The 12,886-nt window shown below is 56.5% G+C and carries 14 protein-coding genes; all 14 read left to right on the top strand.

The window, feature by feature from the left end; all coding sequences use genetic code 11:
* The first annotated feature begins 1 nt into the window (after position 1).
* The 14 genes from AKU79_RS05815 to nuoN all read left to right on the top strand — a co-directional run bounded on the left by AKU79_RS05815 (position 2) and on the right by nuoN (position 12,868).
* A complete protein-coding gene (locus AKU79_RS05815; protein WP_050522607.1) occupies positions 2–241 on the top strand; it encodes a DUF5337 domain-containing protein in 240 nt (79 codons plus the stop codon).
* A gap of 9 nt (positions 242–250) precedes the next feature.
* Positions 251–1,546 carry an NADH-quinone oxidoreductase subunit NuoF gene (gene nuoF / locus AKU79_RS05810; protein WP_050522606.1) on the top strand — a complete coding sequence of 432 codons (1,296 nt, stop codon included), beginning with the start codon at positions 251–253 and terminating at the stop codon, positions 1,544–1,546.
* Positions 1,543–1,833: a hypothetical protein gene (locus AKU79_RS05805; protein ID WP_050522605.1), complete on the top strand. Its 291-nt coding sequence runs from the start codon at positions 1,543–1,545 to the stop codon at positions 1,831–1,833. The genes nuoF and AKU79_RS05805 overlap by 4 nt, the downstream gene beginning before the upstream one ends.
* On the top strand, positions 1,833–2,318 hold the full coding sequence (locus AKU79_RS05800; protein WP_050522766.1) for a DUF3291 domain-containing protein: 486 nt from the start codon (positions 1,833–1,835) through the stop codon (positions 2,316–2,318). Before AKU79_RS05805 ends, AKU79_RS05800 begins: the two co-directional genes overlap by 1 nt.
* Before the next feature lie 4 nt (positions 2,319–2,322).
* Positions 2,323–4,344: an NADH-quinone oxidoreductase subunit NuoG gene (nuoG, locus tag AKU79_RS05795; RefSeq protein ID WP_050522765.1), complete on the top strand. Its 2,022-nt coding sequence runs from the start codon at positions 2,323–2,325 to the stop codon at positions 4,342–4,344.
* Positions 4,345–4,346: 2 nt separating this feature from the next.
* Entirely contained in the window at positions 4,347–4,754 is a 408-nt protein-coding gene (locus tag AKU79_RS05790; protein WP_050522604.1) for a hypothetical protein, read from the top strand.
* A 39-nt stretch (positions 4,755–4,793) separates the two neighbouring features.
* Positions 4,794–5,831, top strand: a complete 1,038-nt coding sequence (nuoH, locus tag AKU79_RS05785; RefSeq protein ID WP_050522603.1) for an NADH-quinone oxidoreductase subunit NuoH — start codon at positions 4,794–4,796, stop codon at positions 5,829–5,831.
* 2 nt (positions 5,832–5,833) lie between these two features.
* Complete coding sequence (gene nuoI / locus AKU79_RS05780; protein WP_050522764.1) at positions 5,834–6,352, top strand: NADH-quinone oxidoreductase subunit NuoI; 519 nt, start codon at positions 5,834–5,836, stop codon at positions 6,350–6,352.
* Complete coding sequence (locus AKU79_RS05775; RefSeq protein ID WP_050522602.1) at positions 6,349–6,759, top strand: carboxymuconolactone decarboxylase family protein; 411 nt, start codon at positions 6,349–6,351, stop codon at positions 6,757–6,759. The genes nuoI and AKU79_RS05775 overlap by 4 nt, the downstream gene beginning before the upstream one ends.
* The gene (locus AKU79_RS05770) at positions 6,756–7,370 is read left to right on the top strand and encodes an NADH-quinone oxidoreductase subunit J (protein WP_050522601.1); all 615 of its coding nucleotides are present in this window, start codon (positions 6,756–6,758) and stop codon (positions 7,368–7,370) included. Before AKU79_RS05775 ends, AKU79_RS05770 begins: the two co-directional genes overlap by 4 nt.
* 94 nt (positions 7,371–7,464) lie before the next feature.
* Complete coding sequence (gene nuoK / locus AKU79_RS05765; protein WP_050522600.1) at positions 7,465–7,770, top strand: NADH-quinone oxidoreductase subunit NuoK; 306 nt, start codon at positions 7,465–7,467, stop codon at positions 7,768–7,770.
* Positions 7,771–7,774: 4 nt separating this feature from the next.
* The gene (gene nuoL / locus AKU79_RS05760; RefSeq protein ID WP_050522599.1) at positions 7,775–9,880 is read left to right on the top strand and encodes an NADH-quinone oxidoreductase subunit L; all 2,106 of its coding nucleotides are present in this window, start codon (positions 7,775–7,777) and stop codon (positions 9,878–9,880) included.
* A complete protein-coding gene (locus AKU79_RS05755) occupies positions 9,880–11,418 on the top strand; it encodes an NADH-quinone oxidoreductase subunit M (protein ID WP_050522598.1) in 1,539 nt (512 codons plus the stop codon). Before nuoL ends, AKU79_RS05755 begins: the two co-directional genes overlap by 1 nt.
* 10 nt (positions 11,419–11,428) lie before the next feature.
* Positions 11,429–12,868, top strand: coding sequence for an NADH-quinone oxidoreductase subunit NuoN (gene nuoN / locus AKU79_RS05750; RefSeq protein ID WP_050522597.1), 1,440 nt, complete (start codon positions 11,429–11,431; stop codon positions 12,866–12,868).
* Positions 12,869–12,886: the final 18 nt, after the last annotated feature.

Below are 12,886 nucleotides of genomic sequence, written 5' to 3'. Positions count from 1 at the left end.
GGTGAAAGCTGCGCCCAGCAAAACAGAGATCCAGAACGCGCGGGATTCGCGTTTGGTGGCGATTGTGCTGGTTGGCACAATGGCGCTGTGGTTGGGGGCGCAGTGGTTGGGCGGGCATTTCGGGTGGGAAACGCGCTTTGTTTTCCTGTTTGATATGCTGGCCTTTGCCGCTTTCCTTTGGACGATGGTTGTAACGTATAGAATTTGGCGTCGGCAAAAAGCCGCGTCCGAGAAAAATTGAGGGCATGACATGCTGAAAGATCAAGATCGGATCTTTACCAATCTTTACGGGATGCATGACCGCACCCTTGCTGGCGCCAAAAAGCGTGGGCATTGGAACGGCACGGCAGGGTTTATCGCCAATGGCCGCGGCTGGTTGGTGGACCAGATCAAGGCGTCTGGCCTGCGGGGCCGTGGCGGGGCGGGCTTTCCGACCGGTCTGAAATGGTCGTTCATGCCCAAGGAATCGGATGGTCGCCCGTCTTATCTGGTGATCAACGCCGATGAGTCCGAGCCTGGCACCTGCAAAGACCGCGAGATCATGCGCCATGACCCGCATACGCTGATCGAAGGCGCGATGATTGCCTCTTTCGCGATGGGGGCGAATGCCTGCTACATCTATATTCGCGGCGAATATATCCGCGAGAAAGAGGCGCTGCAGGCCGCGATTGACGAATGCTATGACGCAGGCCTGATTGGTAAGAACGCCTGTGGTTCGGGGTTTGACTTTGATTGCTATGTGCATCACGGGGCAGGCGCCTATATCTGCGGCGAAGAAACGGCGCTGCTGGAAAGCCTTGAGGGCAAAAAGGGTATGCCGCGGATGAAGCCGCCATTCCCTGCGGGGGCAGGCCTTTATGGTTGCCCGACCACTGTGAATAACGTGGAATCCATTGCTGTTGTGCCAACCATTCTGCGCCGTGGCGCGGATTGGTTCGCCGGTTTTGGCCGCCCGAACAATGCGGGGACCAAGCTGTTCGGTATTTCGGGCCATGTGGTGAACCCCTGTGTCGTCGAAGAAGCGATGTCTATCAGCTTGCGTGAACTCTTGGACCGTCACTGTGGTGGCGTGCGGGGCGGCTGGAAGAATATCAAGGCGGTTATTCCTGGCGGGTCTTCGGTGCCGATGCTGAACGCGGCGCAATGCGATGATGCGATCATGGATTTCGACTGGCTGCGTGAGCAGCGCTCGGGCCTTGGCACAGCGGCGGTGATCGTAATGGATCAATCGACCGATGTGATTAAGGCGATCTGGCGGTTGTCAAAGTTCTATAAGCACGAGTCTTGCGGCCAGTGTACGCCTTGCCGCGAAGGCACGGGCTGGATGATGCGCGTGATGGACCGTTTGGTGCGGGGCGAGGCCGAGGTTGAGGAAATCGACATGCTGTTGTCGGTGACCAAGCAGGTTGAAGGCCACACGATTTGCGCATTGGGTGATGCGGCGGCTTGGCCGATCCAAGGCCTCGTGCGGCATTTCCGTGAGGAAATCGAAGACCGCATCAAGGCGCAGAAAACCGGTCGCATGGGGGCTATGGCTGCCGAATGATGCACACGGCTTACCCTTTGACACTTGGCGCGCTGGCCCTTTCGGCCTGCGTTTCCACGCCCGCCCCGGTGGCGCGTGGGCCGATTGTGTTGGACGGGGTAAGCTATGCTGTGGCGAAACGGCCGACGGGGGCGATTGAAGTGGCGCGTATCGGTCGGCCCTTTGAAAACTGGGAAGGTGCCGAGGCGCGGCGCGCGGCTGACCGCTTTTGTGTAAGCCGCGCCAAAAGCTCTATCCGTGACCGTTTTCAGGGTGACACTTGGTTGATCGTGGAGGGCTGCGCATGATGCAGCTTGCCGAATTGAACATCGGCCGCTTGCTGGCCCCGACCGATGACCCGCGTGTGGCCGATTTTATGGCGGGCCTTGATAAGATTAACGGGCTTGGCAAACGGATGCCGGGCTTTGTCTGGATGATGGAAGGCTCGGGTGAGCCGGGGACGGGGAATACCGATACGGCGATTGGTGGTGACCCGCAGTTTGTTTCAAACCTGACGGTTTGGGATGATGTGGCGAGCCTTGAGAGTTTTGTCTGGAAAACCGTCCATAAACAGTTTTATGACCGGCGGGCCGAATGGTTCGAGGTTTTGGGAAAGATGCATTTTGTGATGTGGTGGGTGCCTGCGGGCCACCGCCCGACACTGGACGAAGCGCTGGAGAAGCTGGCGTATAAACAAGAACATGGCGATAGTGATGCGGCCTTTGGCTGGTCCTATTTGAAAGAGGCACAGGCGTGGAAAACCCACGGATGCGCTGAAGTTGCTGCGGAGTAATGGCATGTCCAACCTGAAGAAGATCATAATTGACGGCATTGAGGTTGAGGTGGAAGGCGCGATGACGCTGATCCAAGCTGCCGAAGTGGCGGGCGTGGAAATTCCGCGCTTTTGCTACCATGAGCGGCTGACCATCGCAGGCAACTGCCGGATGTGTCTGGTTGAGGTTGTTGGCGGCCCGCCAAAGCCTGCGGCAAGCTGTGCGATGCAGGTCAAAGACTTGCGCCCCGGCCCGGAAGGCCAGCCGCCTGTGGTGAAAACCAACTCGCCCATGGTGAAAAAGGCGCGCGAAGGCGTGATGGAGTTTTTGCTGATCAACCACCCGCTGGATTGCCCGATTTGCGACCAAGGCGGCGAGTGTGATTTGCAAGACCAGGCGATGGCCTATGGCGTCGATTTCAGCCGCTACCGCGAGCCGAAACGCGCGTCTGAAGATCTGGATCTGGGGCCGCTGGTGGCCACGACAATGACGCGCTGCATTTCCTGTACGCGCTGTGTGCGCTTTACATCCGAAGTGGCGGGCATTTTGACCATGGGCCAGACCGGCCGTGGCGAAGATGCTGAAATTACAACCTATTTGGGCGCGACGCTGGATAGCAACCTGCAAGGCAATATCATTGATCTTTGCCCCGTTGGTGCGCTGACCTCGAAACCCTATGCCTTTACTGCGCGGCCTTGGGAGCTGACCAAGACCGAAACCATCGACGTGATGGATGCTTTGGGGTCCAACATCCGCGTCGATACCAAAGGCCGCGAAGTGATGCGGATTTTGCCGCGCAACCATGATGGTGTGAACGAGGAATGGATTTCCGATAAAACCCGTTTCGTCTGGGATGGTCTGCGCCGTCAGCGTCTTGATACGCCGTATATCCGTGAAAACGGCAAGCTGCGCAAAGCGGGTTGGGGGGAGGCGCTGCAAGCGGCTGCTGCGGCGATGAAGGGCAAGAAAGTTGTTGGCTTGGTCGGTGATCTGGCACCGGTTGAGGCTGCGTTCAGCCTGAAAACCCTGGTTGAAGGCATGGGCGGCAAGGTTGAATGCCGCACCGATAAGGCGAAACTGCCTGCGGGCAACCGCTCGGCCTATGTTGGCAATGCGGCTATCGAAGATATTGATACCGCCAAGTATATCATGCTGATCGGCACCAACCCGCGCACCGAGGCGCCAGTGTTGAACGCCCGTATCCGCAAGGCCTGGAGCCATGGTTGCAACATTGATCTTGTCGGTCAAGCTGTTGATCTGACGTATGATTATGCGCATAAAGGCACAGACCGCGCGACTTTGGTCAAACTGGCCAACACCAAATGCACGGATGAGATTAAGGCCAATCCTTCGCTGATCATCATCGGGCAGGGCGCCTTGAATGAGGCCGATGGCGAGGCTGTTCTGTCACAGGCGATGAAACTGGCCGAAGACAGCAATTCCAAGCTGTTGGTGCTGCACACGGCTGCCTCGCGCGTTGGTGCGATGGATGTGGGCGCCGTTACCGAGAACGGTTTGACAGATGCGCTGGACGGTGCCGAGGTGATCTATAACCTTGGTGCGGATGAAGTTGAAATCGCGGCAGGTGCCTTTGTGATTTATCAAGGCAGCCATGGTGATCGCGGTGCGCATCGCGCCGATATCATCTTGCCGGGTGCGGCCTATACCGAGGAATCGGGTCTGTTTGTGAACACCGAGGGCCGTCCGCAACTGGCGGCGCGTGCAGGGTTTGCACCGGGTGAGGCCAAGGAAAACTGGGCTGTTTTGCGCGCCTTGTCTGGTGAGCTGGGTGCGGTTTTGCCGTGGGACAGCTTGGCCGCCTTGCGCAAAGCGGTTGTCAAAGCGGCACCGCATTTGGGCGAGATTGACGTGGTGGCCGAAAATGATTGGGTACGCATTCCGCTGCGCGATCCGGGGCAAGCCGATTTCCGCAATGCGGTGCGCGATTTCTATCTGACCAACCCGATTGCACGGTCATCAAGCCTGATGGGCGAGCTTTCGGCGCAGGCCAAAGCACGGGCCGCAAAACCGATGGCGGCCGAGTAACCATGACCCGTATCGCCCAAATCACCCTTTCAGCGCTGGCCATGGCCAGCCTGTCAGGCTGCGTTGGTGCGCAAGGGGATGTGGCCAAACAGGCTGCGTTTACGCCAACCTATGGCGGCATACAAACCGTGCTGCTGGATGGGGATTTGGTGAATTTTCACGTGGCCATGAAGGGCGCGCGGGACAGAGCCGATGTAGATGCCTATGCCCGTTGCGCGGCTGCGCAATATGCGCTGATCCGGGGTTTTGGATTTGCGCGGCATGTGCGCACTTCGGTAGCACAAACGGGTGGTAATTGGCGCGGCGATGCGGTTTACACCATCTCAGCTGCGCTGCCCCGCGGGTCTGCGACGATTGACGCCGAGGTGACGGTCCGCGATTGCGGCGCACAAGGGATACCGACGATATGACGATGACACTGACGAATAAGGCCGAAGGGTAAGGGCGCCATGGATCAATTTCTACAAACCGGCTTGGGAATGACATTGCTGATCATAGCGCAATGCCTTTTGGTCATCGCTTTCGTGATGATTTCACTGCTGTTTCTTGTCTATGGCGACCGTAAGGTTTGGGCCGCTGTGCAAATGCGGCGCGGGCCGAACGTGGTAGGCGCTTGGGGCCTGCTGCAATCGGTGGCCGATGCGCTGAAATACGTGGTTAAGGAAATCGTTGTGCCGGCGGGTGCTGACCGTGCCGTGTTTTTCCTGGCGCCGATGCTGTCTTTTGTACTGGCGGTGCTGGCCTGGGCGGTTATTCCGTTCAACGAAGGCTGGGTATTGTCGGATATCAACGTGGCGATCCTGTTTGTTTTCGCGGTCTCCTCGCTTGAGGTGTATGGCGTGATCATGGGGGGCTGGGCCTCGAACTCGAAATATCCGTTCCTTGGGTCGCTGCGGTCGGCTGCGCAGATGATTTCCTATGAGGTGTCTTTGGGGCTGATCATCATCGGCATCATCATCTCGACCGGCTCGATGAATTTCGGGGCGATTGTGGCGGCGCAGGATGGCGATTATGGGTTGCTGAACTGGTACTGGCTGCCGCATTTCCCGATGGTGTTTTTGTTCTTTATCAGTGCCTTGGCCGAAACCAACCGCCCGCCGTTCGATCTGCCCGAGGCTGAATCGGAACTGGTTGCAGGCTTTATGGTTGAATATTCCTCGACGCCTTACCTGTTGTTCATGGCGGGCGAATATATCGCGATCTTCCTGATGTGCGCGCTGATTTCGCTGTTGTTCTTTGGCGGCTGGTTGTCGCCTATTCCCGGCTTGCCTGATGGTGTGCTGTGGATGGTTGGGAAGATGGCGTTTTTCTTCATCATGTTTGCTATGGTGAAGGCGATTGTGCCGCGCTACCGCTATGACCAGTTGATGCGCATTGGTTGGAAGGTGTTTCTGCCGTTGTCGCTGGGTTGGGTTGTGCTGGTATCGTTCTTGGCGAAATTTGAAGTTCTCGGCGGCTTTTGGGCCCGCTGGGCGATTGGAGGCTGATCATGGTTGAGACCCGCGCACTCGCCAAACGTCCTGTTGATTGGACCCGGGCTACGAAATACTTCCTGCTGTTTGATTTCATCAAAGGCTTTGGATTGGGGTTCAAGTATTTCTTTGCGCCCAAGTCGACGCTGAACTATCCGCATGAAAAAGGGCCGCTTAGCCCGCGTTTTCGGGGCGAGCACGCGCTGCGCCGCTATGCGAATGGCGAAGAGCGTTGCATTGCCTGCAAGCTGTGCGAAGCAGTTTGCCCCGCGCAGGCAATCACGATTGACGCCGAACCGCGCGAGGATGGCAGCCGCCGCACCACGCGCTATGACATCGACATGACCAAATGCATCTATTGCGGGTTCTGCCAAGAGGCGTGCCCGGTGGATGCGATTGTTGAAGGCCCGAATTTCGAGTTTGCCACCGAGACCCGCGAAGAGCTGTTTTACAACAAGGAAAAGCTGCTGGATAACGGCGACCGTTGGGAGGCAGAAATTGCCCGCAACCTTGAAATGGATGCGCCCTACAGATGAATGAAGATCTTAGCAAAATGTTCGCCGCGATGATGGCGCAGGGGCAGGAAATGGCCAAGGCCTTTTCGCCGGCCATGCAAGGCATGGATGTGAAAGGCTTTGAAAAGCTGTTTCCCGCCATGTCGCCTGATATGCTGGAAATGTGGTTTGGCAAAACCTTCAACCCCGAAGGGCTTGACGCGCGGACACGGCTGCTGGTGACGATTGCGGCGCTGACGGTTTTGGGCGCACAGGCCGAGCCGCAGTTGCGCCTGACAATCCGCCAAGCCCTGGCCGCCGGTGCAACACGACGCCATATCGCCGAAGTGATCTGGCAAATGAGTATGTTCGGCGGTTTGCCCGCGATGCATAAGGCGCTGGAGATTGCGCAATCTGTCTTTGCCGAAGATGAGGAGACAAAAGAATGACCGTTGTCGATCTGGCGTTTTACGCCTTTGCCCTGACGGCCCTGACGGCCGGGGTTTTGGTAACCGTCTCGCGCAACCCTGTGCATTCGGTGTTGTGGCTGATCCTTGCGTTTCTGTCATCGGCGGGTCTGTTCGTTCTGCTGGGCGCTGAATTTGTGGCGATGCTGTTGATCATCGTTTATGTCGGCGCGGTCGCGGTGCTGTTCCTGTTTGTGGTGATGATGCTGGACGTCGATTTCGCCGAGCTGAAAGGCGAGATGGCGAAATACATGCCGATTGCGTTGCTGATCGGGGTTGTTTTGTTGATGCAGCTTGGCATTGGCATTGGTGCCTGGGTATCGGCCGACGGGGCAATGGGGCTGCGCAAGGCAGTGACACCGGATATGGCGCAAATCGAAAACACGCGGGCGATTGGCTTGCTGATTTACGACAAGTATCTGATGTTGTTCCAACTTGCCGGCATGATCTTGCTGGTGGCTATGATCGGCGCGATTGTTTTGACCATCCGTCACCGCAAAGACGTCAAGCGCCAGAATGTAATGCATCAGATGTGGCGTGACCCGGCAAAGGCGATGGAACTGAAAGATGTGAAGCCGGGGCAGGGGTTGTAAGGGGCAGTGCGCTGAAGCACACCCTACGCAGATCGCTGGCCGGTGGCCGAGACGACGAATAGAAAAATCGGGCAAATGACCCGGAGGGACGAAAATGGTTGGATTAGAGCATTACTTGGCAGTTGCAGCGGCGCTGTTTGTCGTTGGGATCTTTGGCATCTTCCTGAACCGGAAGAACGTGATCGTTATTTTGATGTCGATTGAGTTGATGCTGCTGTCGGTAAACATCAACCTTGTGGCCTTTTCATCGTTTCACGGTGATCTGGTCGGGCAGATCTTTACTATGTTCGTCCTGACGGTGGCCGCGGCCGAGGCCTCTATTGGCCTTGCAATTCTTGTCACCTTCTTCCGGACCCGTGGCACCATCGACGTCGAAGACGTCAACGTGATGAAAGGCTAAGCTTATGGCAACGATCATCCTTTTTGCGCCGCTTATCGGCGCCCTGATCTGCGGCTTTGGCTGGCGCTGGATTGGTGAGTTTGCAGGCCAGGTTATCACCACGGGCCTTGTGTTTCTGGCGGCGTTTCTGTCGTGGATCATTTTCCTGGGGCATATCGATGTCGTGCAGCATATTACGGTGTTGCGCTGGATTGAATCCGGATCGCTGACCACGGAATGGGGCATCCGTCTGGACCGTTTGACTGCGATCATGTTGGTGGTGATCAACACGGTTTCGGCGCTCGTGCATTTGTACAGCTTTGGCTATATGGCGCATGACGATAACTGGACCCATCACGAGCATTATAAGGCGCGGTTTTTCGCTTATCTGTCGTTCTTTACCTTTGCGATGTTGATGCTGGTGACGGCTGACAACCTTGTGCAGATGTTCTTTGGCTGGGAAGGCGTGGGCGTTGCCTCGTATCTGCTGATCGGCTTTTACTATCGCAAGCCTTCGGCCAATGCTGCAGCGATCAAAGCGTTCGTGGTAAACCGCGTGGGCGACTTTGGCTTTGCCTTGGGCATTTTCGCGCTGTTCTTCCTGACTGACAGCATCCGCATGGATGACGTGTTTGCAGCAGGCCCGATGCTGGCCGAAACGAACCTGCATTTCCTGTGGACCGAATGGAACGCGGCCAACCTGATTGGTGTGCTGTTGTTTATCGGCGCAATGGGGAAATCGGCGCAGCTGTTCCTGCACACTTGGTTGCCAGACGCGATGGAAGGCCCGACACCTGTTTCGGCGCTGATCCACGCGGCGACCATGGTTACGGCCGGCGTTTTTCTGGTTTGCCGCATGTCGCCTATCTTTGAATATGCACCGCAAGCCTTGGCCTTTATCACTGTTTTGGGCGCGTTGACTGCCTTTGTTGCGGCGACGATCGGTCTGGTACAGAACGATATCAAACGCGTGATCGCTTATTCGACGATGTCGCAGCTTGGCTATATGTTCGTGGCCGCAGGCGTTGGTGCCTATCCGGTTGCGATGTTCCACCTGTTTACGCATGCGTTTTTCAAAGCGATGCTGTTTCTGGGTGCGGGCTCGGTTATCCATGCGATGCACCATGAGCAAGACATGCGGAACTATGGCGGTTTGCGTAAGAAAATTCCGCTGACCTTTGGCGCGATGATGATCGGCACTTTGGCGATTACCGGCGTTGGTATTCCGTTGACAGGCTGGTTTGGTTTTGCGGGCTTTGTGTCTAAGGACGCGATTATTGAAAGCGCCTTTGTCGGGTCTCACTTTGCGTTCTGGATGCTGGTGATTGCGGCCTTTATGACAAGTTTCTACAGCTGGCGCCTGATGTTCCTGACATTCTATGGCGCGCCACGTGGCGACCATCATACGCATGACCATGCACATGAAAGCCCGAAAGTGATGCTGATCCCGCTGGGCGTTCTGGCGTTGGGGGCGACCTTCTCGGGGATGCTGTGGTACAGCTCTTTCTTTGGCGATCTGGACAAGGTGCACAGCTGGTTCGGTATGGAAGTGGCGCAGCATGAAGCAGCAGGTGAGGGCAACAGCACCACCGAACATGCGACCGATACCCATGCCGCCACGACCGAGACCCAGGCAGCCCCTGCCGCTGCGGCACATGGCGATATAGTCCATGCCGCACCGAAAGGCGCAATCTTCTTTGGGCCGGATAACCATACGATCCATGAGGCACATTTGTCGCCGGTGTGGGTAAAGGTTTCGCCTTTTATCGCGATGCTGTTGGGCTTTGCCTTGGCGTGGAAATTCTACATCCGCAGCCCCGAGCTTCCGGCCAAACTGGCCAAGCAACAGCGGCCGCTGTACCTGTTCTTGCTGAACAAATGGTATTTCGACGAGCTGTATGACGTTATCTTTGTCCGCCCCGCAAAATGGTTGGGTGCCGTGTTGTGGAAAAAGGGCGATGGCAGCGTTATTGACGGTTCGATCAACGGAATTGCCATGGGTATCATTCCGATGCTGACCCGTCTCGCCGGGCGCGTTCAATCCGGTTACATCTTTCACTACGCATTCGCCATGGTCGTGGGCATCGTTGTCCTTGTCACATGGATGACGCTCTCGGGGGGCGCGCACTAATGGATAATCTTCTTTCCATCATCACGTTTATTCCGGCGGTTGCGGCGGGTATTCTGGCGTTGTTCTTGCGGGGCAATGATGCTGCTGCAAACAACAATGCGAAATGGGTGGCGCTGGTCGCTACCGCGACGACCTTTCTGGTGTCATTGTTCGTGTTGGCCGGTTTCAATTCCGCCGATACAGGCTTTCAGTTTGTTGAGGAATACGACTGGATCCTTGGCCTGAAATACAAGATGGGCGTCGATGGTATTTCGGTGCTGTTCGTCATGCTGACGACATTCCTGATGCCGATCACCATTGCGGCCTGCTGGTCGGTGGAAACGCGCGTCAAGGAATATATGATCGCGTTCCTGTTGTTGGAAACGCTGATGCTGGGCGTGTTCTGCGCACTGGATCTTGTGCTGTTCTACTTGTTCTTTGAAGCCGGGCTGATCCCGATGTTCCTGATTATCGGGATCTGGGGTGGTCAGGCGCGGGTTTACGCGGCGTTCAAGTTCTTCCTCTATACCTTCCTCGGCTCGGTGCTGATGCTGGTTGCGATGATCGCGATGTATGTTGATGCGGGCAGCACGGATATTCCGACATTGCTGGTGCATAACTTTGCGTCAGATACGCTGAATATCGCGGGCTTCCACATTGTTGGCGGCATGCAGACCCTGTTGTTCCTTGCGTTCTTTGCCAGCTTTGCGGTGAAAATGCCGATGTGGCCGGTGCATACTTGGTTGCCCGATGCACACGTGCAGGCGCCTACTGCGGGTTCGGTTGTGCTGGCAGCAATTTTGCTGAAGATGGGCGGTTACGGCTTTCTGCGCTTTAGTTTGCCGATGTTCCCGATTGGCGCGGATTTGCTGAGCCCCTTGGTGCTGTGGATGTCGGCGATTGCGATTGTCTACACGTCACTGGTGGCGCTGGCGCAAGAAGACATGAAAAAGCTGATCGCCTATTCGTCGGTGGCGCATATGGGCTATGTGACGATGGGGATTTTCTCGGCCAACCAGCAAGGTGTGGACGGGGCGATTTTCCAGATGATCAGCCACGGCTTTATCTCGGGCGCGCTGTTCCTTTGCGTGGGCGTGATTTATGACCGGATGCACACCCGTGATATTAGCGCCTATGGTGGTTTGGTGAACCGGATGCCGCATTATGCGCTGATCTTTATGTTCTTTACGATGGCCAACGTCGGCCTGCCGGGGACATCGGGTTTCGTTGGCGAATTCCTGACATTGGTCGGTATTTTCCAGGTGAACACCTGGGTTGCTGCGGTGGCGACTTCGGGCGTTATTCTTTCGGCGTCTTACGGTCTCTGGCTGTACCGCCGCGTGGTTTTTGGCGATCTGATCAAGGAAAGCCTGAAATCCATTACTGATATGACCACCCGCGAGCGTGCGATTTTTGCGCCGCTGGTGGCAATGACGCTGCTATTGGGCGTGTATCCGAGCCTTGTGACCGATATCATCGGGCCATCGGTAAGCGCGCTTGTGACTGATTACCATGCTGCCATCCCCGCGTCGGGTGATGTGCAAGTGGCCAAGCATTGAGGGACGACAGATGAACCCGACAGATTTTTCAACCGTCCTTCCGGAAATCACCTTGGCGCTATGTGCGATGGGCGCACTTTTGGGTGTGGTTTACACGGGTAAGGATAAACTTGCAGGCAGCCTGAACTGGGCGATGGCGGGCTTGTTCATTCTGCTTGCCTTTTGGATCGGGGTGGGCATCACGGGCGAGCGCACGGCGTTTGACGGTATGTTCAACGACGACCCCTTTGCGCGCTTTGCCAAGGTTACGGTTTTGCTTTCGGCGGCAGCGGTGCTGATTATCAGCCACGATTTTATGACCCGCCGTGGTTTGATGCGGTTTGAATACCCCATTTTGGTGGCGCTTTCGGTTCTGGGCATGATGTTCATGGTTTCGGCCGGTGACCTGATTGCTTTGTACATGGGGCTAGAGCTGCAATCGTTGGCGCTGTATGTTGTGGCCAGTTTCCGGCGCGACAATGTGAAATCGGCTGAGGCAGGGTTAAAGTATTTCGTGCTTGGCTCGCTTTCGTCGGGGATTTTGCTGTATGGCGCGTCGCTGACCTATGGGTATGCAGGCACGACCGATTTTGCGGGCATTCTGTCAACGCTGGGCCATGGCAACATGCCTTTGGGTCTGTTGTTCGGGCTTGTGTTCCTGATTACCGGTTTGGCGTTCAAGGTATCGGCTGTGCCGTTCCACATGTGGACACCGGATGTTTACGAAGGCTCGCCCACGCCTGTGACTGCGTTTTTTGCCACGGCGCCGAAAGTGGCGGCGATGGGGTTGCTGGCGCGGCTGATGTATGATGCCTTTGGGGCGGTTCCGGGCCAATGGGGGCAAGTGATTGCGCTGCTGGCTGTGCTGTCGATGTTTGTCGGTGCGATTGCGGCGATTGGCCAGCGCGATATCAAACGGCTGATGGCCTATTCATCCATCGCGCATATGGGCTTTGCCTTGATCGGCCTTGCCTCGGGCACCGTGATCGGTGTTGAAGCGATGCTGATCTATATGGCGATTTATGTCAGCATGAATGTCGGTACATTCGCGTTCATCTTGTCGATGGAAAGAGACGGTCATGCGGTCACCTCGATTGACAGCTTGAACATGTTGTCGAAAAAGGCGCCGTTGCAGGCTTTGGCCGTGCTTGTGCTGATGTTCAGCCTTGCAGGCGTGCCGCCGATGCTGGGCTTTTTCGGTAAGTTTTACGTGTTGCAAGCGGCGGTGAACGCCGGGATGACATGGCTCGCGATTGCGGGGGCTGTCGCCTCGGTCATCGGTGCGTTCTATTATTTGCGGATCGTGTTCTACATGTATTTCGGCAAAGAGAGCGATGGCATCGACGGGCGTATGGGCACAGTGCAATGGGTGGCCCTGATGGGGTCGGCATTGATCATGGTGTTCGGGGTCGTCAACCTGTTCGGGGTTGAGGCTGTGGCCCAAATGGCGGCGGAAACGCTTGTCCGCTGAACCACTTCCCCTGGGCTG

The sequence above is a fragment of the Pseudorhodobacter wandonensis genome, from assembly GCF_001202035.1.
GTDB lineage: Bacteria > Pseudomonadota > Alphaproteobacteria > Rhodobacterales > Rhodobacteraceae > Pseudorhodobacter > Pseudorhodobacter wandonensis.
The sequence above is the reverse complement of the archived record's forward strand: the minus strand, read 5'-3'. Positions and strand labels throughout refer to the sequence as shown.